Here is a 24,267-nt window from a genome sequence, read left to right as displayed (position 1 = left end):
TACCCATAAATGAGAGCGGTGTCTTTAGACAGATTGTCCATTTTGTCCGTTTACTATAAAACGCTTTCATTTTAACATGGATAGTAAGAAGAAGATTTCAAATATATCACAATATATTAAAGGAATTGAGGGAGAAGCACAATGAAAAAGATTATAAACAAACCAGAAACATTAGTAATGGAAATGTGTAACGGAATGGTTATGGCTCATCCAGAGCTTGAACTTTTGAAAAAATATAAAGTCATTAAGAAGAAAGAAATGAACGAAAATAAAGTAACGTTAATTAGTGGCGGCGGTAGTGGTCATGAGCCGGCACATGCAGGGTTAGTCGGAAAAGGAATGTTAGATGCGGCAGTGTGCGGAGATGTGTTTGCTTCGCCTTCACAAATTCAGGTATATCAAGCAATTAAAGAAACAGCTAGTAAAAAAGGTACGTTATTAATTATTAAAAATTACAGCGGCGATATTATGAATTTCAAAAACGGTGCGCATTTAGCAACTGAAGATGGAATTGAAGTCGACTACGTAAAAGTGGACGATGATATCGCGGTAGAAGATAGCCTGTACACAGTAGGACGCCGCGGTGTTGCGGGCGTTATTTTAGTCCATAAAATTGCCGGTGCAGCAGCGGAAGCAGGTATGGATTTAGGAGCGGTGAAAGCTGTCGCAGAAAAAGCAGCTGCTAACGTGCGCACAATCGGTTTAGCGTTAACGTCTTGTACAGTTCCAGCGAGCGGATCACCAACTTTCACACTTGCGGAAGATGAGATGGAATACGGCGTAGGTATTCACGGCGAACCAGGAATTAAACGTGAAAAAATGTTGTCAGCTGATGAATTAGCGAACCGTATGACAAATGATTTAATGAAAGATTTAGGAGTAAAAGCCGGCGAGGAAATCGCACTTTTAGTTAACGGTTTTGGCGGAACACCACTGCAAGAACTTTACCTATTTAACAACGCAGTGACGAGAGAATTAGCTGCTAGAAATATTAAAATTAATAGAGTATTCGTCGGCAACTATATGACGAGTATCGATATGGCAGGTATGTCTTTAACGGTAATGAAATTAGATGATGAGCTAAAAACATTACTATCAAAAGAGTGTAATACACCAGCGTTTAAAGTAGACGGTCCAGTTGAAAGTGTAGAGTACGTGAATGTGCTTGAAGAGACAGAAGAGAAGGAAGTTTCCTTTGAACTAGAAACGGCAGAAGAGCACGCTGTTATTAAAGATAATGTCATTACATTAAACAACATGATTTATCTCGTTGATAAAATGAGCGATATTATTATTAAAAATGAAGTACCGTTCTGTGAGCTAGACACGCATGCTGGTGACGGAGACTTCGGAATGAGTGTGGCAAAAGGATTTAAGCAATTAAAACGTGAGTGGCATTCGATTGTAGAACAAGAAAACGTAACGATTGGATCATTCCTTGACGGTTGTTCGATGATTATTATGGAACATTGCGGCGGCGCGTCTGGCCCAATTTGGGGCGGTGCATTCCGCGCAGCTAGTAAAGCAGCAGGCGAAAAACGTGAGCTAACAGTGAAAGAATTCGCTGAAATGTTGCAAGCAGCACTGCAAGGCATACAATCTATCGGTGAAAGATCATTCGGAAGAGGAGCAGTAGTTGGTGACAAAACACTTGTTGATGCACTTGCTCCATGTGTAGACTCTTGGTTAGCTAGCGCTTCAAGCGAAGAAGACATGAAAACTGCCTTTGAAAAAGGTGCAGAAGCAGCGGTCAAAGGAGCAGAGTATACGAAAGAAATCGTAGCTCGCATGGGCCGCGCTGGTACAGTTGGTGAAAGAAGTTTAGGATATCCAGATGCAGGTGCACATGCACTTGGGGTTATCTTTACGGAGATTGCGGGTAGTTTGAAATAGGAATAATGTTAGTTTGAAAGAATCCCTTTCATGGTAAGTTGTTTACTGTGGAGGGGATTTTTGTAGTTGATATATATAATTTCATTAGATGTTATCTCCACAAAGATATGTATTTTATAAATACTGAGATAAGAATTTTAAAAGAAGTAATAGGAGGCCGTATTTTTTACGATACTTGTTAATCTTTTTCATCATTGGCTTAGTAATACCGAGGGTTATTATAAATATATTAATTACATAATTTGTCCCTATCAAAATGAACGTCTTTTGCATCTAATATATTGTAAATATATTTTATTTTGAAAGGATGTGATGATATGGCTCATAAATCTACTGGAGTGTTTCGAGTTCCAGTTTCTGAAAATGGGATTATTCCAACTGCTCTCAACATTATGTTAAACAATGATTCACGCTGCCATACTAGTAATGTAACGGTAACTGTTAAGAGAAGTCCAAACACTTCTTTCCCAACTCAAAATGAATTAGTTGAAATCTCTCGTACTTTTGTTTCTTTAGAACCGAACAGAACAACTAAGATTGTGTTGTTTACTCCAGAATTCCAAATAGAAGATTTTCTTGATGTTATTATTAGTGGAAATAAAGCTGATGTTAAGGATGTTCTTGTATATTCTTTCTTAGCAGATTCAGCGGGTCACAATTTGTCATCTACTGTTTTCAGAAATGCAGAATACACTTTTGCCTGCTGACAACGTGATGATGTATTCTTTACTATCATATCAAGGTGCCATCCTGCAGCTTGATATGATAGTAATTTTATTGTGTTGTTATTATATAAGAAAAGAAGACATTGATTAAGATGTCTTCTCTTACTTGTACACTTGGTGTTAAGAAGGTATCATATTGCTTAAAAACCATAAAAAATTGTAGAAACTATTACTAAATTAAATCATGTTCTCTATTAACAAATTTTTTAATTTTATTCCCATATAAAACTTTCTTTGGATTTATAATTATAAGTAAAATCGCAACTATGGAATAAAAAATTGCAGTATACATAATTAATTCAATTAATTGTCCATTGATTATGCCAATAAATAAGTTAAAGAAAAAGTGGATGATCATTGGAATAATTAAATTTTGATTTAAATTATAAAATGTTGTCATAATAATTGTAGTAGATATAATTGCAATCATAAAAAACAAAATATATTTGATTAAATTACTGCCTGTAAAACCTGTAGTAAACCATATAGGCAGATGCCAAATTCCCCACCAAAAACCAATAATGATTGAAGATTTTAATGGTGAGTATTTTTTCTGAAGCTCCATTAATGCAAAACCCCGCCACCCTAATTCTTCTCCTAGTGGTCCGGATACAATAGTTTTAACAACATAATAAAGTAATGCGCCCCATGTAGTTCTATTAAAAATAGAGTTTGCTTCACTGTTAGTTGAAATGAGAAACAACATCGTCAAAAATATAATTATTTGAATGATACTTACAGTAAGAACGATAGAGTAATTAAGTTTATTTTTAAATCTATCTTTTACGAATTGAATAAAACTCTGTCCAGGATAAATTCTTTTAAATAGAAATATAAAAGCAAAAGTGGAAGACCAAGCTGATATGCAGAGCATTACATCAAAAATCCAAGTTGGAACATGTAATAATTTTGTAATTCCTACAAGCAGAAAAAGTGGCCAAAAAATAATGTTGGTTAGTAATATAAAACTTACCACGGGCTTTTTCAGTCTTTTATCTTCAGTCATATACAATCCCACCTTAAGCTAAATTTTTAACATACAATAATGTACTTATTCAGCGCGTTGAGATAATAGACTGAATATTCTTTCTGTTATATTTGACATATGTAGATTTCTACAGAGATTTTTCAGTGTATATTTTGGAGTTACTTGATGTTTACGTTATAAGAGATATATACATCTTGGTTAATTTTTAGATGCAATGGGTGTTTCAAGATTTTTTTGCTTCATATGTTAAAGAATATGGAGCAAAAATCAGAAAATGAAATGATTCGTACAGAACTATAGGTATATATAATTTTATACATTTACATAGTTTTTTAATTTTAAACAGTAAACTAATTCTGGATGGTGTCCTTCTTCAATCTCTCCTGTTGGCCTAAAACCCACTTTTTCATAAATCCGCTTTGCGCGTTCATTATCGTGAATAACCGATAAGAATATTTCTTCGCATTTGTACGTCTGAACCATACTATCTATTACTGCTTTTAAAACAGGAACCCCATACCCTATCCCTTGATATTGATGGCCAAGCATCATACTAATTAACTCATATTGCTTCGTTTCATTTCTAAACCCATACGAAGCAAAACCTATTAAAACATCATTATCATATATAGCTTTCGGAGTAAACCCAAACGTTTGGCAAGCTGCAAGAAAGAAAGCATTTGAACCAACCCATCTTTCATATATTTGAATGTGTTTTTCTTGAAGTTTATCTGATTTTAAATTAATAATTTCAAAGAAATTTTCTTCTGTTACATCTATTAATTTTAGATTCATCTTTTCTCCTCTTTCCATTTTTTACATTATCTATTCTAATTCTTCATCGTATTTCTCATTCCTTTATCTTCTTAATGGATGAAACTATTCAATTTAAAAAATAGTCCGAAACCTTAAGTTAATGGATGTGGGGTAGCACTAACGAAATGTTCTTTTTTCTTCAAAGCTTTTATTGCTTCACTTAAATAAACAGTATTCCACATACTAATTTCATTAATTAAGAGGTTTCGTGTACTACTTCTTGGAAGTTGATCTTGTAGCGCTCTTTCTCGTAATTCACTATGTTTTCCAAAGAAAATATTGAAAGGCAAGGCGATGAATACATTTACAAAATGACAAAACTGTAAGAATACAAGAATGTTTGTAAGAAAGTTCGATGTTTTCCTTTTTCTTTTTTTATTATAGTGAAGAAGAACGAAATATTCTCTTATGTAGGAAAGGAAGATAATAATGATTGATTTATTAAATAAATGGATGTTAGAAAGTACAGGGAATTTCAATATTGTTGTAGGACTTACAGCCCTTCTATTTTTTGGTTCAGTAATTGCACTTATTATTATTTACAAAAAAATTGGTAAACCAGATGAAAGAACAAATGCTATTTATTTAAAAATTACTTCTCGTATGTTTACTACTCAAATTCTAATGAATGCTATATTTATTTCTTTAGTTGGTAAAGATATCGAGAATTTCCGTCAAATCTTTATATTGTTTGAAGCTTTTGTATTCTTCGTTGGAGCTATTTATTCGTTTAAATTATATAGACAGGAATACAAATAATTTACTTATAAGAAACAATAAAAAAGAGGTTGCCCAAAAGTAGTTATTCAACTGCTTTTGGGACAACCTCTTTCTAATAGTTTTTTAGCAGAAACAGCTGCATCCGATAATGATTAATAGAATAAATAATACAACTAATAAAGCAAATCCTCCAGCGAAACCGCAGCCTTCTCCGCAACTACCACCATATCCCATAACAATAGTGCCTCCTTTAGATAAAAGGGTAAAACTAGGGTTCATTCCATGGATTTTAACGGGTTCACTTTACCTTATGTTTTAAAGAATGAATTGAGCAGGTCCTTTTGAAAATAAAGAAAAGACGCCATTAGGCGCCTTCCTTTTAGGTAGATAAGACTTTAGTTTTCCAATCTAAAGAAATTTTGTATCAGTTCTTTGTGAGTATATCATAATATCTGGTTGATTTATTATGCATTGTTACATACTTCTCTAAATTCCTCTATTTTTCATTTGATAAAATAAAATCCTAATATTACCAAAAATTAAATAAATATTTCTACATATTCAAGATATTTACATAAATTACAAAAGTGATACATTTAAGTTGTAAGTTATAAAAACTATTAAAGGGGGATTTATTATGTTTAAGAAATTAGTAGTAGGGCTATTAGCAACTGGTATTGCATTAACAGGAGGAATTGGAGCGGCTTCAGCTGACACACAAAAAGATGTGAGCTCTCCGAAGCAAGCAGCATGCTCAATTCCTTATGAGTATTCTAATGGTAAATTTAAAAGAACTCTTTATTACTCAAATGGAGTATATGCTAATAGTTTTAATGAAAATGTTTGTGGCGGGACGATTACATGGTATTTAAAACATGTTCAAAATGGAGTTGCTTTTTACGAAGGTAATTTAAAATAGTAGATTTTTTGAACCTCATTTATCCCGCATTAACGGGCAGTAAGACCCCCACCTAAAAATTCAGTGGAAGCAAAGAAGTTAGGTGGGGGATCAACTGCCCGTAAAAGCCCGATTGGTTCAACTAATAATCAGTGGGGGATGAACAAAACCCCCACTGATTAAAGTCTCACTTTATTGAGGTTCTTTTAGTTTTTAAACTGATTCTCCACAAAAAAAGACACCTAAAGGTGCCTTCCTGTTACTTTTGTAAGTAACTTTTACGAAATTATGATTGTTTTTTATTTTGTATTTCAATCAGTTCATCTGGTAGCGTTTTTGTATAATATTCTTTTTCTGTTAGTTCAAATATAAATAGTGCTTTTGTCCAGTTATAAACAACATCTTCTACATTATGTTGTTTAATCTTTAATAAAAACTGACCTTTTAAATAGAATAGTTCACCTAATAGGTATAAAGTATTTAAATTAATTGCTAATTTTATACCATTATCAAGGTATTTTATTGCCTCTTCATGTTGATATATGGAGTCTAAACATTTTGCTAAATTTAACATGATTTTTAATTTAATTTCTTTATCTCTAGGAAAATCTAACTTATTAAAATTAGTTAAACATCTTTTTAATATATTAATACTTTTTTCGAAATTTTTATTTTCCGCATAAAATATAGCCATTGTTTGCATAATATCTATTTCTCTTTCGGATAAAAAATCAGAATTAGTTAAAGTCAGTTTTAATGCATTATTTAAAAGATCTAAAGCAGTTTTTATTGATCTATCCACTATAAATATAGCAATTGCTTCGTGCCATATTAGAAATTGTTTCTCTTCTTTTGTTTGAAAATTATTTAAGTTTTTCTCTTTTTTTACTATTTCATAAAGGTCTTTATATTGTTTTTGCTTTAAGCAATCTTTCATTACATATTTTACATTTTCTACATATTTTAATCTTTTGTTTTGAGTTAGTGCAAATATATTATTTGGATCAATACCAAGTCTTTCTGATAATTGATATAACAATATACTAGATGGATAAATCATACCTTTTTCGATCTTACTAATTTGACTTTGTGAACATATTCCATGACATAATTCGGATTGTGATATGTTTTTTTTCATTCTAAGTTCTTTAATGGTAATACCCAAATCGTTAAATTCCATTTTTTCACCTACTATCTAGCACTTTATTAGTAAAATAATATTCCTTAAACTTAATGTAATGTAAAAATAATATAGTTGCAATTATTGTTTGTTGTAAAGGCTTATCGTTTTCATAAGATGGTGAGGATTTTAATATGTACAAAAAGACATCCAAAGGCGCCTTCCTGCGACTTGAACCATTTTCATTTTAATAATATGTATTGGACCTCCATCCAAATATTATTTTTCCAAGTTAAATGACTATGTTCATTCTGTCAAAAAAAGGACTAACCTAACGTAAAATATGAATGTTTCATAAATAAAAAGGCGGTTGTTTCCGCAACCACCTTTCAGCAAAACAAAGCACTTTTTCAGAAATAAAATATGGATGATTCCTGAAAATGTTATAGGATATAATTCCATTTTTATAATTCAAGTGACGAGCTTAATTTATAAGAAAGGAATGACTACATTATATGAAAGCTTGTTTAACAAGGTTACAAATAAAAGAAAGGACCCGCTGAAGTTCGGGTCCTTTTAGAAGTGATGATGTTTTCTCGGCTTGGGAAACCGAGAAAATACAAAAATATAACACATCGAGATTTAGAGAATTTCAATACTAAATTAGAGATTACCATGAGGGAGTTATAACGAGTGACTAGTTATATATCTTCTCAAGTAAAACAACATAATATCACCATGAACTTCTATAACAATATGAATTTTTACATATTTCAAAACCTAATATATCCTTCAAAAAATTTTAATAGTATAATATGTTTTGTCATATTCTTTTAGATTTTTCGACAAAAAATAACATAAATAGAAACGATATTGGGAGAAGGAATTATGTACACAAAACTACTAAAATCAATTACATCATTATCACTTATTGGTGGTGCTTTACTGTATACAAACGGCAGTGATGTGAGAGCTGCTGAGACGGGTGTTTTTTCCGATGTGCCTACATCGCATTGGTCATATCCAGCAATTAAAGATTTAGCGGGTAAAAATATTATTTCTGGTTATGGAAATGGGAAGTTTGGTTTCGGTGATGTTGCGACGAGAGAGCAAGTTGCAGCTTTAATTTATCGTGCGTTGTTACCGAATAAGCAAGGTGGTACGTTTAGTAATGATGGTGCTCGTTACGTATTACAAGATGGATCTACTTTAAACAATCCGTATCGAGATATTCGCTCAGGGTCTACATTGTTTCCAGAAGAGGTTTTAACGTTAACGAAATTAGGGATTTTTAACGGGGATGGAAACGGAGGTTTTAGACCGAAAGATTCTGTTAGCCGTGCAGAAATGGCGCAAATTATTAAAAACGCTTTTCAAGTTTCGGCTAAGCAAAAGCATACATTTAATGATGTTCCGGATGGCTTTTGGGCAGAAGGTGCGATTAGTGCGGTGCAGTCAAACGGGATTGCATCTGGTACAGGCGACGGAAAATTTGAACCTTCTAAAACGGTAACACGTGAACAGTATGCACAGTTTTTATATAATGCTTTGCAATATAAAAAGCCTGCGGTTGCGGTGCAAGATACAGGAGATGCGGCATTATTAGCAGCATTCAAAGATGAGGTACAAAAGCGTATTAATGCGTATGAGACGAATATTACACTTTCGTATAAAACGAAAAATAGTAATACAAAAGAAGTGATGAATACACTTTTTAATGCCTATAAAGAAGTGGCAAGTAAAAATGAGTATACGAATTATAATAGATCGAATGTTTCATATGGACTTTCTGGATCACCTGGAAATTATACGTTTACGTTAAAGATTACATACCGTGAAACGAAAGAACAAACGGAATATGTAATGAAGCAAGCAAAAGCAATTGTTTCTTCTATTATACAAGTTGGGATGGATGATCACGAAAAAGTGAAAGCGATTCATGATTATGTCGTAAAACATGTTTCTTATGATACGTCTTATAAAGCTTACACAGCATATGAAGCACTCGTAAATCGTTCTGCGGTTTGCCAAGGTTACGCACTATTAACTTACCAATTATTAAAAGAAGCTGGAATTGAAAATCATTTCGTAACGGGAACTGGTGATGGACAACCTCATGCTTGGAATCTAGTGAAAATCGAAAACAAATGGTATCACCTTGATACAACATTTGATGATCCAGTGCCAGATGAACAAGGCCGCGTAACATATTCTTATTTCAACTTATCAGATGAGCAAATCGCAAGAAATCATGAGTGGAACCGTGGGGAATATCCGCAAGCTACAACAAATTATTATAGTACATTAACAAATAAAATTGCGGCAGGTGGTTCGAAAACTTCTGCATATCAGCAAATTTTAAAAGATACAAAGTTAAATTATTTAGGAAATGAATACATTGCAAATAACTATAATGAATTCAAAAATAAAATGCAGCAACGTTATAATGAAAAGTCACCAAAGATTGAAATCCTTTATAAACAATCAATGGATGGCGCATTGCAAGATGTGAAAAAAGCAATTGGAGAAATTGGTTATCCGCAAGGAGCAAACCGTGTTTCTTATAAAGCGGAGCCGTATAATGCGAAAGAAGGGTATTCTTTAGTAACGATTACATTTATGTAAAAAAATAACCTAGATCCTATGGGATCTAGGTTATTTTTTTTAACTTAATTTGACATATACAGTCTAACTGTATAAAATCAAACTATACAGTTGAACTATATAGTTTAGCTATATATTTATCGTTACATTGGAGGTCTTTATGAATAGAGATAAGAATTTACCATTAACGGAAACAACGTATTACGTTCTCTTAGCGTTATTAGAGCCAGCACATGGTTATTTAATTATGCAAAAGGTGGAGGAACTGAGTAATCATCAAGTAAAAATCGCAGCGGGTACATTGTATGGGGCGGTTGAAAATTTATTAAAACAAGGGTTAATAGAATCGGTAAAAAGTGAAGATAAACGAAGAAAAGTGTATGTCATTACGGAACGCGGGAAAGAAGTATTGCATTTAGACTTTATGAGAATGCAGCACATTATTGAGGTTACAAAAAGTTTATTACACGTATAGTTAGGGGGAAACAATGATGTGGAGATTGAAATTCTTTTTAGACTTTGAGAAAGAGGAGAAATGGTTAGAAGAGATGGCTTGGAAAGGTTATCAACTAGAAAGCAATACATTTGGTTATACATTTAGATATACAGAACCGGAAGATGCGACGATTAGAATAGACCATAGAGTATTTAGTAGAAAAAGTGAATTTATTAATTACTGTACATTATTTGAAGATAGTGGATGGGAGCATATAGCTGGTAATCGGTGGTCAGGTACGCACTATTTTAAAAAGGTAAATGAAGAAAGTGAAGATGACATTTTTTCAGATCCAATGTCACGAGCGGGGAAGTATAAACGTCTATCTAAAACATTTTTAGAATTAGCGATCTGTTATTTGCCGATATTATTCCTATTTATGTTTAATGATACGATTCATTTAGGAGCACTTGTAAATCCGAAAGAACTATATTTGACGCCAGGACTATGGGATAAGCAAGGTTTATCATTTCTATGGTCATTCTTATTTGAAACACCATTTGCATTGATGAGAGGACTTTTTTGGACGTTTATCCCCGTTGCGACATGTATGTTTTTCTTTTGCTCGTATAAAGCAAATCGGTTGTATGAAGAGAGAAGATGATAGGAGGGGTCCCCTTAAAGCTGATGCTTTGAGGGGATTTTTTGCATTTATAAATTGTATTTTTTAAAAATTGGTAAAGGAAATGAGTGCGTATTGGAAGCAAGTTAGTATGATTTTAATTTAGTTGTATAAACATTATATGCTGGAATAATCTTATTTAAATATTCCATAATTAACCTGCAAAGAGTATCTTTATATGTTAATGTTAAAAAGAATATTTACGGTATTTTTTTAATATATTATTTTGAGAATAAGGGGATTCAATTATGAATTTTAAACAATTAATTTTAGCAGGGGCAGTTATTGCATCAACAACACTAACACCTCTAACAAATGTGCAAGCAGAAAATACACTAGGATTTAAAGATGTTCCTGAAAATCACTGGTCTTATCAAGCAATTATGGATTTAAAAGAGAAAAATATTGTGGCTGGTTATGGAAACGGAATGTTTGGTTTTGGTGATAATATTACACGAGGACAAGTAGCTAGACTAATATATGCTTACTTGAAGCCAGTAGATGAACTTAATACACAAAACCCTTTCACAGATATAGAAGAACATATGTTTAAAAAAGAAATTTTAGCTCTTAATAAAGCAGGTATTATGAACGGATTTGGTAATGGGAAATTTGGTCCAGATAACGTTTTAACGCGTGAACAATTAGCTGTTGTATTAACAAAGGCTTTTAACTTCAAAGCAACATCTACTACCACTTTCAAAGATGTAGATAAAAATTACTGGGCAACAAATGCTATCAGTGCATTACAAGAAAATAAAATTACAACGGGCACAGGTGATAATAAGTTTGAACCACAAAGTCTCGTGACTCGTGAGCAGTATGCACTATTCTTATACAATGCAATTAATAAATCGGAAAAAGAGCATGAGTCAAAGCCTACTGCTATCCCACAAGATTTAGCAGACGAGCTCATTTATTATCATGAAGGTTGGATGGATAGCTCTTCGGTATTAAAAAAATCTATATCTAAGGAAGCACAAAATCTTATTACTGAAATTAACGCAAAATATAATGCGGAGCTAAAATATATAGGGATAGGCGGTCCACGTTCAGAGGTCGTGTTATTCTCTCCGGTATTAGAAGGAATTCCAGAATTTAATGGGAATTTCACTGTAGAAGGCGATAATGAAAGTAACTTTACCGTTAATTTTGTAATTGATAGAGGTCAAGGTAAGAAGGCGTTAGTAGAGTTAGGGAAAAAATGGATCAATATGATAAATCCAAACTTAGATTTGAGTACAGAGATTGATAATATAGTGGCTTCTAATACACGCACAGGTAATTTTGATATAAATAAAAACAATCTTAAAATAGAGATAAGCTTAGAGAAGCAAAATTCTAGTAGCGATCTAATGAGTGTTAAAATCCACAAGTAAAAAAGAGGAGTGAAATTTCACTCCTCTTTTAATTATATTATTTTTACTGTTATCCCTCATTTGCCCGTAAATGCTCGAGAGGGTCAATTAATAATCAGTGGGGAAGGGCACTCATCGCTGATTATAGTTTCACTTTATGTTTGGTGAAGCTGTATAATTGAAATTCATAATGGTGTATTTAGGGTTAATTGTTATTTGTATCCTTTTTTATTTGAGTGTGATAAAATTAATAATAATATTCCTTAGGAGGATGATGGTCATTCATACACTTTTAGGTATTATTGGAGCAATTGTTTTACTTGCATTTGTTGTCCACCCCGGTGTGCCAGGCAAACGTGTCCCTCTAAAAAATAAACTCGCAGTAATCCTTCCATTGATTGTTATATCCGGGTTAATTTCATTGTATATATAATTTGAAAAAGTACGTAACTTAATTTAGTAAAAACCTCACTAGAACTACCACTATGGCTACTTCTTCACGATAATTACGTGCTAATTCCTTTTTCTTCTGGTTCCTACGTCATATATAAGATATACAGTATAAATTTTATTGGTATGTTACACCGGCTTAGCATGTGGTTTTACCTTTAATTAATAGCTTGTTCTCTTATTAATCGCTGCATGGATTACTAAAATATCTAATACAGAAGACCGGCATACATAAACTATTGTATTTCTCAATAAACAAAAACAACTTAACATGGTAAAATAATAATTGGATGGGAGTCCAATACATATTATTAAAATTAAGATGGTTCAAGTCGGAGGAAGGCACCTTAGGGTGTCTTTTTCTTTTTTAAAATGACAGTTTTGACTTAAAGAAGATACATTTTCAATGGATGATTCCCATGAATATATAAATAAAGTTTATCCATTGATAACTAAGTTGAAAGTGGAAAATATATTGTAATGACAATTTTACTTCTTCTATTTTCATGAATATGTATAATTACATAAAAATTCAAGGGAAAAGAGAGTATACTTTCTTATTGTGTAATAAAGATAAGGCCTGCCTACGGAAATAGGTGGGCTTTTTTTACATATGAAGAAAAGACACTCACATGAGTGTCTTTTCGATAGTTTTTTAGCAGAAGCAAGCAGCTCCAACGATGATTAATAAAATAAACAATACAACTAATAAAGCAAATCCTCCGGCGAAGCCACAGCCGCCACAACTACCACCAAAGCCCATAACAGTTCCTCCTTTTAATAGGAGGAGAAAAACAAAGGTTCACTCATGTGTTTTAACGGATTCCATTTACTTTATGCTTTTACGAATGAATGGAGCAGGTCCTTTTCAAAATAGATTTATTTATTCTTAGAAAGAGTTCAAGGGCAAAATAGGAGAATCTATATTATTCATTAAGAGGGGATAAGTGGAAAATAAAATATCCAAAAATACAGATGGAAATCCGCTTTTATACCTTTCATTAAAATAATACTAGCATTATATATTATAAGGAATACTTGTCCTTAATTGTAAATGAAAGGGGGAATTGATATGAGTTATGGCTATGGTTATCCTCCTGGAAGATGTCATAAACATCACAATGAAACTTTGTCAACGGGTGTATTACGTAGACATTCCGCTACTTTATTTCTTACTGTGGAAGCTATGAATGTTGATCCAGATGATACTCATACAGTAACTGTTGAAATGTTTGATTGGTCATCGGGTTCTCCGGTATTGTTACCATTAGTAGACCCTTCAACACAAACATTGGCACCTAATCGACGTGTTACTTTTCGTTCAGCAGCTCTTCCTCCAGGAGTTTTTGCTTATGAAGTAAGAATCATTCGTTCGAAAGATAGAGATGTTGTTACGAATGTTTTTGGTCTTAGTGCAATAGTATTTAACCCACAAGAAGGAAATAATGTTTTACAACATGATTTAGCAAAATTAGATCTTAAATAGCTTTTATAAAAGTTTATTTATTGGACAAGATTAAAAAAGAGTAGGATTACATCCTACTTTTTTTAACATCAATTATATTAAAATTTTAAAAGAAATCCTTCATCATTTTCACATCTTTAATATTCACTGTCACACCTTCAACCTTATCCTTCTCCTCATCTTTAGCAATCGTAATTTTCTCCTTATTATCAACCCATACAAGAAATTCTTCTTTTGCGTCATCTTTATATGTAACGGTAATAGTAGAATGTGCCGATTCTCGCTTTTTTTGATCTAAAGTGATTGTTTTAGGCGTGCCTTTTTGAACTGCGGAAACGATAGATTGTATCATTTCTTCGTTGTCTGTTTGAGATTTTGAAACGTTGTTATTTATTGTGCTAAGTATTTCAATGTCTGTAATATTTGCGGATTTTAATTGAAAGGTAGTTTGTGTATGTTCTTGCTTAGCTTGTGAAGCTTTATCTGTAGCCGAGGTGCTTGTACATCCTATTAAAGTGAAAGATAGAGCGGTTAGAGCGCATATAGATATGATTTTTTTCATGGTATCCCTCCTTAAGTTTAATTATAACAATTTTCTGTTAATTAAGGTAGTTATTGTAAGGGGATTTATTCTACTAGTTTTGGGATAGAGAAAATTCACATAACTTTTTTCGAATTTTATGTTTAACATTTCGAAAATGGGTGTACTACATATAATATAACAAATAATTCATTTTAAAGGAGGAAGTTAAAGATGGAAACGAAGTATAGTAAACCTTTTGTATATGAATTTATTACGGAGAAAGAGGTCATGAATGCGGCGAATGATCTAGTGAAGAAAGGAATAGACCAAAAAGATATTTACGTATTAACACACGAGAAAGAGAGGACAGATAGAATCGCAGACAATGCAGACGTAAATACAATTGGTATAAAAGAGGAGGGGCTTGGGACAAGCATTATTAATGTCTTTCAAAAAACGGGAGATCAGTTAAGAAATAAGATGCAGGAGTTAGGGCTTAATGAGGAAGAAGCGAACTTCTACGAAGAAAAGCTAGATGAAGGGAAAATCTTGTTATTCGTTAAGGATTTAGAAAGAGTCGGTGAATGGTTACAAGAAAGAAGATGCACGTATTCTATTTAAATTTGTATCCTATAAATCTATTACGAAAAGGAGATGGGAAATTATGAGTGGCGGACTAAAAGAACAAATTACAGGTAAAGTTGAAAAGACAAAGGGACAAGTAAAAGAAGGAATTGGTGAAGTTACAGAAGATAGAGAGTTGAAAAATGAAGGGAAGTGGGAGAAGACGAAGGGAACTATAAAAGAAAAAGTCGGAAAAGTGAAACAAAAGATAAGTGATGGGTTGGATAATAAAGAATAATACATGTTTATCAAGCTTTGGTTACACACCAAAGCTTGATAAATCCATTATAAAAATAATATGGGAGGCTTAATTATGGGACTTATTATTACATGTATTGTAGGTGGACTTATTGGTGCATTAGCTGGAATGATTACAGGAAAAGACTTTCCTTTAGGTATAGTTGGTAATGTGATTGCTGGTTTAATTGGATCTTGGGTAGGTAGTGCGTTATTTGGTCATTGGGGTCCTGAATGGGGAGGTATTTTCGTTCTTCCAGCGTTATTAGGTGCAATCGTCTTTATTTTAATCGTTACATTCTTCTCTAGAATGCTACGGAAAGCGTAAGTATGATCATGAATAGTAATCTTAAGTTTTTTATATATAGCTATAAGGTTAATAGAGTGATAAATATACATAAAAAAGCATCCAATTAAAATAATTTGGATGCTTTTTTATGTAATCTATATAGGAAAGAGTGGGGGATGAAGAATCCTCCACTCTTTAAAGTTTCACTTTATATTAAACCATCGTTACTTTCTTACAATTATTTATTCTTACGACCTGCCTTGGTTCTATATGAGATAAGTCCTCGTTATTACCTATATCCACTACAATTGTATTCGTTAGTATATTAATAATGGAACCAACTAATTTTGTAGCATGATCGTGTCGATAAGAAAATTGAACAAAATCTCCCTTTTTAAAGTTGTGCTCTTCCATAGATAGATCCCCCTAAAAATAATGTTTATACATTATATATACACAAATTTATAAGGTTTAAACATTTGGTAGTATTTTTTACGTGTTAAGCCGAGAAAGCTGTGGAAAATTTATTTATAATGAAAATAAAAAAATATGTTTAAAACTAATTTTTATGGGTAATTAACATAGTAGTAGTTTGAGATAAGGGGGCGGAAATGATGAATTTGGGAATAAATATTTTGCAAAATGATGTAGGTTATACGGTACAACTTAATGGTGAAATTGATGCATATACAGCATCAGATTTGAAAAATAAGATCATGCCTATTGCAAGCGAAAAAGAGGTTCATATTGTAGTAGATTTTACTGAGGTAGAGTATATGGATAGTACAGGCTTAGGTGTTTTTATAGCGCTATTAAAAGCAGTTAAGAAAAATGATGGAAAACTAGAGTTTATTGGTGTATCTAAAAGGTTAAAAAGATTATTTGATATTACAGGGTTAACAGAAATATTAAATTTGAATTCCGATTTTGAAAAAGTAGAAAGAAGGTGACTAGGGATGATGGAGAGATTTGAAAAGATAGAAATGAAAATTCCTGCAAAGGCAGAATATGTGGCTATTATTCGTTTAACAATGGCTGGTGTTGCGAATCGAATGGGCTTTGCTTATGACGATATAGAAGATATGAAAATTGCTATTAGTGAAGCATGTACAAATATTGTACAACATGCATACAAAGAAGACGTTGGAGAAATTGCAATTGTCTTTGGGCTATATGAAAATCGATTAGAAATTATGGTTGCTGATAATGGGGTTAGCTTTGATTTCAATAACTTAAAAAGGAAAGTTGGTCCGTATGATATTAATAAGCCAGTAGAACATTTGCCGGAAAATGGTTTAGGTTTATATTTAATCAATACGTTAATGGATGATATACAAATTATGCATGATGAGGGCATGACAGTTTTAATGACAAAATATATACAAAGAGAGCAGGTGGAGAATGATGGAAATCCAATCTCAACCTACGAATCTTACTAAAGAAGACGTTATTAAACTAATTGCAGACTTCCAACAAAACCAATGTGATAAAGCGCAGGAAAGGTTAGTTGAGCATTATAAAAATCTCGTCTATTCCATTGCATATCGCTATTCAAAAGGCGGGCCGATGCATGAGGATATTATACAAGTAGGCATGTTAGGGCTCTTAGGCGCAATAAGAAGGTATGATTATTCGATAGGGAATGCTTTTGAGCCGTTTGCAATACCTACGATAGTAGGGGAAATAAAGAAGTATTTGCGTGATAAAACATGGGGCATTCACGTTCCAAGGCGAATTAAAGATCTAGGCGGAAAAATTAAACTTGCGATAGAGGAGCTAACAGATCAACTGCAACGTTCACCGAAGATTATAGAGATTGCAGACCATTTAGGACTATCCGAAGAGGAAGTGCTAGAAATTATGGATGCGAAAAATAATTATCGAGTATCTTCCTTAGATGATGTAGTTGAAAATTCATCTGATGGAAGTTCGGTAGCGAGAATTGAATCTGTAGGTGAAGTAGAGCAAGGATATGAAGAGACAGAAAGGCGTCTCGTTTTAAAGGATATTTTTAACGTATTAAATGAGACAGAAAAGAGTGTTATTCATTATATATTTGGAGAAAATTTAAATCAAAAAGATACAGGGGAACGGTTAGGTATTTCACAAATGCACGTTTCTCGTATTAAAAGACAAGCAATAAGTAAGTTGAAACAAGCCGCATTTTTAGATACATAAAAAATTTAAAATAATGATGTTTAAAACATGAGAAAAGGGGTACTTATTAAGTATAGGAGGAGATATGAAATGTCACACGATGTGAAAGAACTAATCGAAGGTTTGAATGAAGATTTAGCAGGAGAATACTCAGCAATTATTATGTATAACCATAATGCAGCTACAGTTTCTGGTATATATAGACAAGTGTTAAAACCTTTCTTTGAATCTGAAATTAGTGATGAACAAGGACATGCCCTATATTTAGCAGAGAAAATTAAGACGTTAGGTGGTACACCTACTACAATCCCTTTACGAGTGAAACAAGCAGAAGATGTGAGAGAAATGTTAGAATACGCTAGACAATCAGAATATGAAACAATTAAGCGTTATGAAAAGCGAAAAGAACAAGCAGTGAAATTAAATATGACAGAGTTAGTTGTAAAGTTAGAAGATATGATTGCAGATGAAACAAATCATATGGAAGAATTAGATCGTCTTTTAAATGATAAAGCAATGGTGCTAAATTAAAAGTGGAAATAATTTATAGAGTGAAAGAACAAACTCTCATCTCTGGGGGTTTGTTCTTTTGCTGTATAAAAATTATGTTAGAGTAGGAAATTTTCATTTCATAACTGAGTATGTAATACTAGAAAAATAGAAAATGATAATCGATTTACATTTTATATAAGAAAAGGGGAAATAACTTGTGTCCATTTTAATTGTCGATGATAATCCGGTGAACATCTTTGTAATTGAAAAAATTTTGAAACAAGCCGGATATCAGGATCTTGTATCGCTGAATTCTGCACAAGAGCTTTTCGAATACATACAGTTTGGAAAAGATTCTTCCAGGCATAATGAAATAGATTTAATACTATTAGATATCATGATGCCTGAAATTGATGGACTTGAAGTTTGTAGGCGATTACAAAAAGAGGAGAAGTTTAAAGATATTCCTATTATTTTTGTTACAGCTTTAGAAGATGCAAATAAATTAGCTGAAGCTCTTGATATGGGGGCAATGGATTATATTACGAAACCTATAAATAAAGTTGAATTGTTAGCGCGTATGCGTGTAGCATTACGCTTGAAATCGGAATTAAATTGGCATAAAGAACAGGAAGAAAATCTTCGGAATGAACTAGATTTAGCTACGCAAGTACAAAGAAACTTATTAAGTAGTCCATTAAGAGAAGAACACATAAAAATCGAAGCAAGTTACTTACCTTCATTTAAACTAGCTGGAGATATGTATTACTGGTATAAAATCGATGAAAACCGCTACGGTATTATATTATTAGATGTGATGGGACATGGTGTATCAGCTTCATTAGTTTGTATGTTTATTTCGTCTGTATTACGTGAAACGATTAAAAGTTTAATCGATCCAGAACTCGTTATGAAAGACTTAAATAAATATATGACTCTTTTACATAATGAGAATGACAATATTCCATATTATTTTACAGCGATATACTTAGTAGTAGATACAGAAAAGAGAACGATTGAATATGTAAATGCAGGACATCCTTCTGGATATGTTTTAGTTGATGAAACGAATGTAGTGGAACTAAATCGTGGGAGTTGTGCGGTAGGATTTTTTGATGAAATAAAAGTTGAAAAGACAGTTATACCTTTTGAGAAGAACGCTCAAATCGTATTGTTTACAGATGGTGTACTTGAAGCAATAGCAAATGATGAATTTGAGGCTGAAGAGAAATTACGTACTTTTACAGAAAGAAAATGGGGAGAGTTAGAAGAAGAGATAGAAGGGTTTTACAAGGAAGAACAGAAGAAAGCACAATCAGATGATATGTGTCTCATTATGATACAAACGAATGCGAAATAAAAAGCGTATGAAATCCAAACAGAGGATTTCATACGCTTTTATTGTATTTTTTGATAAATTTGTTCGTTCGGATTAAATTGGACATAGTGCGGCATTATATCTGAAAAACGAAGAGTTTCTTTATTCCCTAAACATAGGAATCCGTTGTGACTTAAACTTTCATAAAAGAGTTGCTGTACTTGGTTTTGAAGTTTACTCGTAAAGTAAATTAAAACGTTACGGCAAAGTATAATGTGAAATTCGTTAAAAGATTGATCAGTTACTAAATTATGCTGCGCAAAAATAATGTTTTGTAACAGTGACGGATTAAAATAGGCAAAGCGGCTATCCGTTGAATAATAGTTGGAAAATGCTTGTGTACCTCCAGCTTGTAAATAGTTTTTCGTATAAGTTTGCATTTTATTTAACGGAAGGATGCCTTGTTTTGCTTTTTCTAACACATTTGTATTCATATCTGTTGCGTAAATAACAGCTTTTTCACTTAATCCTTCTTCGTGAAGTAAGATGGACATGGATAATACTTCTTCACCAGTCGCGCATCCAGCGTGCCAAATTCTAATTTCAGAATGCTTTCTTAATTCAGGAATGACATGCTCTCTTAGCGCCTTAAAAAAGATAGGGTTACGGAACATCTCAGTTACATTAATGGAGAAATCATTTAATAACTGTTCTAAAACCCCCTCTTCATGAATTACTTTTTCAATTAATTTTGAAATGGTAGGGATATTAGAAAGCTGCATTCGATTACAAATCCGCCTATAAATAGATGTGCGAGCATATTGGCGAAAATCAAATCCTGATAGTTTAAATACCGCTTCCAATAGTAAGTCAATTTCTAAGTTCGTACGCTTATCCGTATCTACTGATGGATCAAAATTATAATACTTATTTTCCACTGAAACGAAACCTCACTTATTTTATTAACCATACACTCATTACCGAGTAGAGTTGATGTAAATTTAATGGTTTACTTATATAATCTGAAGCGCCAGCAGATAAACATTTTTCCTTATCATTTGGCATTGCTTTCGCAGTTAATGCGATAATAGGTATTTCATGTAACCCTAAGTTCATTCGGATATGTTCCATCGTTTCATAACCGTCCATATTCGGCATCATAATATCCATTAAAATAAGGTCGATATTTGTATTGTTTTTTAGTATTTCTAAACACTCTAGGCCGTTTTGTGCAGTAATGATATTGGCATGTTGTTTTTTTAATGCATTTTGTAACGCAAATATATTTCGATGATCATCATCGACAATTAAAATAGTTTTCTCTTGGAAGACGTTATTAGTTTCTGGAATCACGATAGTTTCCTCAACAACTTCAGCAGGAATAACATCTTCTACCGTTGCTGCGACTTCTAAATTGGATACTTGTATATCATCAGTTAATCCATTTGGAAGGTTAGGAATATATACGGTGAAAGTACTGCCTTCTCCTACATGACTCTCTAACGTAATCCAACCACCTAACAATCTAGCAAACTCTTTACAAATAGATAATCCTAAGCCTGTACCACCATATTTTCGAATCGTTGCGCCATCTGCCTGTTGAAAGGCTTCGAAAATAAGTTGATGCTGCTCTTTAGCAATACCAATACCAGTATCTTTTACCGAAATTGTCATCCAATCATTACTGATAGACTGCATATCATGACTTAAATTAGTTGTTTCTATTGAATCGAAATGTAAAGAGACAGATCCTTTTTCCGTGAATTTAAATGCATTGGATAATAAGTTTTTAATAATTTGTTCAATCCGTTTTGCATCTGTATAAAACAGATTAGGAATCGTGTCACTGTCTTCAACAGTAAATTCTACATTTTTTTGTGCAGCGATATGTAAAAAGTTTTGCTGCATACTTGCTGCCATATCACTTATGTTCGTTGCTTCAAAAATGACATCTAGTTTTCCGGCTTCTACTTTCGATAAATCTAGTATGTCATTAATTAAAGTAAGCAAATCTTTTCCTGATGAATGAATAACGGTTGCCAATTCAATTTCATCATCGGATAGATGATTGTCATGATTTTCTTTTAACATTTCAGATAATAGTAAAATACTATTTAATGGTGTGCGTAATTCATGTGACATATTTGCTAGAAATTCTGATTTATATTTTGAGCTACGTAACAACTCGCTTGCTTTTTCTTCTAATTCTAATTTCGTAATTTGTAAGTCAGCTGTCTTTTGTTCAGCTTCTTCTGTTCTAGACTCTAATTGTTCATTCGTTGTTCGTAATTCTTCGGCTTGCATTTGTAGTTCTTCCGCTTGCGTTTGCAATTCTTCTGATTGAACTTGTAACTCTTCTGTCATTGCTTGTGATTCATGTAAAAGAGTTTGAATTCGCATACGTCCCATAATACTATGGATTGTTAAACCTAGATTATCAACAGTTTGTTGAATGAAATCTTGATGTAAGTCTGAGATCTCAGTTACACTTACTAACTCCATTACTGCAATTACTTCATCTTCAAATAAGACAGGGATGACTAGTATATTTTTAGGACGTATTTCTAATAATCCAGTAGTAACGTAACGAAACTCTTCAGGTATGTCCCTCAGAATAAAACTTTTCTTTTCTAAAGCAGACTGTCCAATGAAACCTTCACCCATTTTAATAGATTGTTTTCCAATATCAGCACCTTGTTCAGCGAAAGAAGCTTTCTTCACATAGTAGACAGTTTCTTCAACTTCTTCACGTACATAAAATGCCCCGCAAGAAGTTTGCGTTTTTTGTATAATGCCACTCAAAATTTTGTTACCTAACATCTCGATAGAGGATACACCTTGATACATTAAAATTAATTCTGCAAGCTCCGTTTGTAACCACTCTCTTTTCGATATTTCGTCCAGTAGGTGATTTGTTGTATGAGCAAGATCTTTTATTTCGTCATGGGTGTTTACATGAATTCTTTCCGTAATTTTTTCTTTCGAAGAAATGGATTTAATAGCTTGAATTACATTTTTAATCGTTTTTGTAATGGAATTCGAAATATAGAGTGAAACGATAATAGAAATACAAGATAGTAAGAACAATAAACTGTATAACCAAAGCTCTAATTTATTATTTTTAGTATCTAATTGTGCAGCTCTTTTTTTCGTTAATTGCTCCTCAGTGCTGCGGAAGTCAGTTAGCTGTGATTGCAATGATTGGATTTCGGTAGTGTCGATTTCTTGTATGTTGTTACTATTATGGTTTGCAATTAACGGGTGAATCTCTTTATTTATCCAACTAGTAATATTTCCGTTAATCTTTTTTAATTTTTCTTGCTGAGATGGGTTATCTTCTAATAAAGAAAAAAGATCATGGTAATGTTTTTCATAATCTTTTTCGGCAGAGTTAAGAGATTGCAGATAGTTCGCGTTATTAGAAGTGATAAAGCCCTTCGCTTTATTTTCAATTGTTAGCAATTCTTTCTCCACTTGATTCGTTAAATTAAGAACTTTAAAATCGTGATCAATAATAAAATTACGAGATTTTTGTAAATTGGAAATCTGATTGTTTAGCATAATGAAAGAAATAAGTAAGAACAAAATGATAACTAAATAACCAGCCATAATTTTGTAGCGAATACTAAATTTTGCTTCCGATTTCATTAAAAATTCCTACCTTCAAGGTTATTAAAAGTTTTCTATTGTAAAGAATGAAAAACGTAATATATATTATATCAGTTTTCATAGGGCCAAACTAGAAATCCCCCTATTGTATTAGGGGGTCTCGTTTTGAATAGAGGAAATCATTTTGAAGTATAAAACGATATATGAAAAGTAACAATTGAGGGAATAGGGGGATAACAAAACTTTTAAGAAGGAAAGAGTGTTCTTAAAGCTTTTTTTGCATCTATTCCTTCAAAGATAAATAATACAAGCTCTTTCTTTTTTACAGTAAGGAAAAATGATACTAATGTGCTTAAGTTTTTAATAGCAGTAAGCGTTCCGTGTTTACTTATAAATACATTCGTTTGAAATGTTGTCATTAAAGCGTAAAAATGATGAATCTGCGTTATTGTAGGTGTTTCGTTATAAAGAATAGTAGTAGAGTGAATGGCATTCATCGTAATATTCCTTTCCATATAATAAGCATAACAATATAAATATACCCGTTTAAAAAAATGTTAAACATATAAATAAGAAAAAATATAATTATAGTTTTTTACGTTTAGAAAGAGTTACGGAGGGTATACATATACTACAAAGAGATTGACCGAAGATGAATTGTAAGGTTTTATACTTTTACTTTAAATAAAAAGGAGACTGTTACATATGGATAAAATGATAACGGATATTACATTTGATTTCATTTACTTGTTAAGTAGTTCTCTTGTAATCCTTTTATTGTTAGCGTTTTTCGTAAATGGGTATGTAAATAAAAAAATTAGTGTATATAAAAACGAAGAATAATAAAGAAGCATTATATAAAA

Annotated in this window: 29 protein-coding genes and 1 pseudogene; 19 read left to right on the top strand and 11 right to left on the bottom strand. The window is 32.4% G+C overall.

The window, feature by feature from the left end:
- The first annotated feature begins 141 nt into the window (after positions 1-141).
- Both dhaK and ACTFRS_RS19335 read left to right on the top strand, forming a co-directional pair.
- The gene (gene dhaK / locus ACTFRS_RS19340) at positions 142-1,893 is read left to right on the top strand and encodes a dihydroxyacetone kinase subunit DhaK (RefSeq protein ID WP_139868906.1); all 1,752 of its coding nucleotides are present in this window, start codon (positions 142-144) and stop codon (positions 1,891-1,893) included.
- Positions 1,894-2,210: 317 nt separating this feature from the next.
- Positions 2,211-2,600: a hypothetical protein gene (locus ACTFRS_RS19335; protein ID WP_139868905.1), complete on the top strand. Its 390-nt coding sequence runs from the start codon at positions 2,211-2,213 to the stop codon at positions 2,598-2,600.
- A 190-nt stretch (positions 2,601-2,790) separates the two neighbouring features.
- Here ACTFRS_RS19335 and ACTFRS_RS19330 read toward each other — a convergent pair whose 3' ends face one another.
- The 3 genes and pseudogenes from ACTFRS_RS19330 to ACTFRS_RS19320 form a co-directional block, all read right to left on the bottom strand.
- Entirely contained in the window at positions 2,791-3,624 is an 834-nt protein-coding gene (locus tag ACTFRS_RS19330) for a lysostaphin resistance A-like protein (RefSeq protein ID WP_431085253.1), read from the bottom strand.
- 294 nt (positions 3,625-3,918) lie between these two features.
- Complete coding sequence (locus ACTFRS_RS19325) at positions 3,919-4,401, bottom strand: GNAT family N-acetyltransferase (RefSeq protein ID WP_001049722.1); 483 nt, start codon at positions 4,399-4,401, stop codon at positions 3,919-3,921.
- A 143-nt stretch (positions 4,402-4,544) separates the two neighbouring features.
- A pseudogene (locus tag ACTFRS_RS19320) lies at positions 4,545-4,715 on the bottom strand (Tn3 family transposase); the annotation flags it as partial.
- Positions 4,716-4,851: 136 nt separating this feature from the next.
- On the opposite strand from ACTFRS_RS19320, the gene ACTFRS_RS19315 reads away from it, so the two are divergent.
- On the top strand, positions 4,852-5,181 hold the full coding sequence (locus tag ACTFRS_RS19315; RefSeq protein WP_139868902.1) for a 6-aminohexanoate hydrolase: 330 nt from the start codon (positions 4,852-4,854) through the stop codon (positions 5,179-5,181).
- Positions 5,182-5,265: 84 nt separating this feature from the next.
- Here the strand turns inward: ACTFRS_RS19315 and ACTFRS_RS19310 are convergent, their stop codons facing one another.
- The gene (locus ACTFRS_RS19310; RefSeq protein ID WP_000540371.1) at positions 5,266-5,376 is read right to left on the bottom strand and encodes a YjcZ family sporulation protein; all 111 of its coding nucleotides are present in this window, start codon (positions 5,374-5,376) and stop codon (positions 5,266-5,268) included.
- A 403-nt stretch (positions 5,377-5,779) separates the two neighbouring features.
- Here ACTFRS_RS19310 and ACTFRS_RS19305 point away from each other — a divergent pair, with 403 nt between their 5' ends.
- On the top strand, positions 5,780-6,061 hold the full coding sequence (locus ACTFRS_RS19305) for an LCI fold-containing protein (RefSeq protein ID WP_000473839.1): 282 nt from the start codon (positions 5,780-5,782) through the stop codon (positions 6,059-6,061).
- 265 nt (positions 6,062-6,326) lie between these two features.
- Here ACTFRS_RS19305 and ACTFRS_RS19300 read toward each other — a convergent pair whose 3' ends face one another.
- On the bottom strand, positions 6,327-7,220 hold the full coding sequence (locus ACTFRS_RS19300) for a helix-turn-helix domain-containing protein (protein ID WP_431085252.1): 894 nt from the start codon (positions 7,218-7,220) through the stop codon (positions 6,327-6,329).
- Between the two features lie 828 nt (positions 7,221-8,048).
- Between ACTFRS_RS19300 and ACTFRS_RS19295 the strand changes: the two genes are divergently transcribed.
- From ACTFRS_RS19295 to ACTFRS_RS19275, 5 genes are all read left to right on the top strand, one after another.
- Positions 8,049-9,785: an S-layer homology domain-containing protein gene (locus ACTFRS_RS19295; protein WP_431085251.1), complete on the top strand. Its 1,737-nt coding sequence runs from the start codon at positions 8,049-8,051 to the stop codon at positions 9,783-9,785.
- A gap of 139 nt (positions 9,786-9,924) precedes the next feature.
- Positions 9,925-10,239 carry a PadR family transcriptional regulator gene (locus ACTFRS_RS19290; protein WP_001078066.1) on the top strand — a complete coding sequence of 105 codons (315 nt, stop codon included), beginning with the start codon at positions 9,925-9,927 and terminating at the stop codon, positions 10,237-10,239.
- 13 nt (positions 10,240-10,252) lie between these two features.
- Positions 10,253-10,864: a DUF2812 domain-containing protein gene (locus ACTFRS_RS19285; RefSeq protein WP_242294295.1), complete on the top strand. Its 612-nt coding sequence runs from the start codon at positions 10,253-10,255 to the stop codon at positions 10,862-10,864.
- Positions 10,865-11,130: 266 nt separating this feature from the next.
- Positions 11,131-12,261, top strand: coding sequence for an S-layer homology domain-containing protein (locus ACTFRS_RS19280; protein ID WP_048551426.1), 1,131 nt, complete (start codon positions 11,131-11,133; stop codon positions 12,259-12,261).
- Between the two features lie 250 nt (positions 12,262-12,511).
- Positions 12,512-12,673: a hypothetical protein gene (locus tag ACTFRS_RS19275; RefSeq protein WP_431085250.1), complete on the top strand. Its 162-nt coding sequence runs from the start codon at positions 12,512-12,514 to the stop codon at positions 12,671-12,673.
- Positions 12,674-13,345: 672 nt separating this feature from the next.
- On the opposite strand, the gene ACTFRS_RS19270 is transcribed toward ACTFRS_RS19275, so the two are convergent.
- Entirely contained in the window at positions 13,346-13,453 is a 108-nt protein-coding gene (locus ACTFRS_RS19270) for a YjcZ family sporulation protein (protein ID WP_000505670.1), read from the bottom strand.
- Between the two features lie 309 nt (positions 13,454-13,762).
- Here ACTFRS_RS19270 and ACTFRS_RS19265 point away from each other — a divergent pair, with 309 nt between their 5' ends.
- Positions 13,763-14,176, top strand: coding sequence for a BtaA family protein (locus ACTFRS_RS19265; protein ID WP_242294293.1), 414 nt, complete (start codon positions 13,763-13,765; stop codon positions 14,174-14,176).
- An 85-nt stretch (positions 14,177-14,261) separates the two neighbouring features.
- Here the strand turns inward: ACTFRS_RS19265 and ACTFRS_RS19260 are convergent, their stop codons facing one another.
- Complete coding sequence (locus ACTFRS_RS19260; protein ID WP_242294292.1) at positions 14,262-14,717, bottom strand: hypothetical protein; 456 nt, start codon at positions 14,715-14,717, stop codon at positions 14,262-14,264.
- Between the two features lie 192 nt (positions 14,718-14,909).
- Between ACTFRS_RS19260 and ACTFRS_RS19255 the strand changes: the two genes are divergently transcribed.
- The 3 genes from ACTFRS_RS19255 (at position 14,910) to ACTFRS_RS19245 (ending at position 15,867) form a co-directional block, all read left to right on the top strand.
- Positions 14,910-15,299: a general stress protein gene (locus ACTFRS_RS19255; RefSeq protein ID WP_000448809.1), complete on the top strand. Its 390-nt coding sequence runs from the start codon at positions 14,910-14,912 to the stop codon at positions 15,297-15,299.
- Between the two features lie 40 nt (positions 15,300-15,339).
- Positions 15,340-15,540 (top strand): CsbD family protein, encoded by a 201-nt coding sequence (locus tag ACTFRS_RS19250; protein WP_431085289.1) that lies wholly within the window; start codon positions 15,340-15,342, stop codon positions 15,538-15,540.
- Positions 15,541-15,615: 75 nt separating this feature from the next.
- Positions 15,616-15,867 (top strand): GlsB/YeaQ/YmgE family stress response membrane protein, encoded by a 252-nt coding sequence (locus ACTFRS_RS19245; protein WP_000522903.1) that lies wholly within the window; start codon positions 15,616-15,618, stop codon positions 15,865-15,867.
- A gap of 174 nt (positions 15,868-16,041) precedes the next feature.
- Here the strand turns inward: ACTFRS_RS19245 and ACTFRS_RS19240 are convergent, their stop codons facing one another.
- A complete protein-coding gene (locus tag ACTFRS_RS19240) occupies positions 16,042-16,242 on the bottom strand; it encodes a hypothetical protein (RefSeq protein WP_000390995.1) in 201 nt (66 codons plus the stop codon).
- Positions 16,243-16,439: 197 nt separating this feature from the next.
- Here ACTFRS_RS19240 and rsbV point away from each other — a divergent pair, with 197 nt between their 5' ends.
- The 5 genes from rsbV (at position 16,440) to ACTFRS_RS19215 (ending at position 19,837) form a co-directional block, all read left to right on the top strand.
- Complete coding sequence (gene rsbV, locus ACTFRS_RS19235) at positions 16,440-16,778, top strand: anti sigma b factor antagonist RsbV (protein WP_002020655.1); 339 nt, start codon at positions 16,440-16,442, stop codon at positions 16,776-16,778.
- A gap of 6 nt (positions 16,779-16,784) precedes the next feature.
- Positions 16,785-17,267 (top strand): anti-sigma B factor RsbW, encoded by a 483-nt coding sequence (gene rsbW, locus ACTFRS_RS19230; protein ID WP_139868890.1) that lies wholly within the window; start codon positions 16,785-16,787, stop codon positions 17,265-17,267.
- Positions 17,230-18,006 (top strand): RNA polymerase sigma factor SigB, encoded by a 777-nt coding sequence (gene sigB, locus ACTFRS_RS19225; protein ID WP_139868888.1) that lies wholly within the window; start codon positions 17,230-17,232, stop codon positions 18,004-18,006. The genes rsbW and sigB overlap by 38 nt, the downstream gene beginning before the upstream one ends.
- Positions 18,007-18,075: 69 nt before the next feature.
- Positions 18,076-18,516: a ferritin-like domain-containing protein gene (locus ACTFRS_RS19220; RefSeq protein WP_242294291.1), complete on the top strand. Its 441-nt coding sequence runs from the start codon at positions 18,076-18,078 to the stop codon at positions 18,514-18,516.
- A 178-nt stretch (positions 18,517-18,694) separates the two neighbouring features.
- Positions 18,695-19,837: a fused response regulator/phosphatase gene (locus tag ACTFRS_RS19215; protein ID WP_139868886.1), complete on the top strand. Its 1,143-nt coding sequence runs from the start codon at positions 18,695-18,697 to the stop codon at positions 19,835-19,837.
- Positions 19,838-19,875: 38 nt separating this feature from the next.
- Here ACTFRS_RS19215 and ACTFRS_RS19210 read toward each other — a convergent pair whose 3' ends face one another.
- From ACTFRS_RS19210 to ACTFRS_RS19200, 3 genes are all read right to left on the bottom strand, one after another.
- A complete protein-coding gene (locus ACTFRS_RS19210; RefSeq protein WP_242294290.1) occupies positions 19,876-20,733 on the bottom strand; it encodes a CheR family methyltransferase in 858 nt (285 codons plus the stop codon).
- Positions 20,734-20,749: 16 nt separating this feature from the next.
- Positions 20,750-23,443, bottom strand: a complete 2,694-nt coding sequence (locus ACTFRS_RS19205) for a response regulator (protein ID WP_431085249.1) — start codon at positions 23,441-23,443, stop codon at positions 20,750-20,752.
- Between the two features lie 206 nt (positions 23,444-23,649).
- On the bottom strand, positions 23,650-23,901 hold the full coding sequence (locus ACTFRS_RS19200; protein WP_431085288.1) for a hypothetical protein: 252 nt from the start codon (positions 23,899-23,901) through the stop codon (positions 23,650-23,652).
- Between the two features lie 208 nt (positions 23,902-24,109).
- On the opposite strand from ACTFRS_RS19200, the gene ACTFRS_RS19195 reads away from it, so the two are divergent.
- Positions 24,110-24,247, top strand: a complete 138-nt coding sequence (locus ACTFRS_RS19195; protein ID WP_000359813.1) for a hypothetical protein — start codon at positions 24,110-24,112, stop codon at positions 24,245-24,247.
- Positions 24,248-24,267: the final 20 nt, after the last annotated feature.

It is taken from the genome of Bacillus cereus group sp. MYBK139-1 (genome assembly GCF_051916915.1).
GTDB classification, from domain to species: Bacteria; Bacillota; Bacilli; order Bacillales; family Bacillaceae_G; genus Bacillus_A; species Bacillus_A pacificus.
Note: the sequence above shows the minus strand (reverse complement) of the source record. Positions and strands in the feature narration are given on the sequence as shown.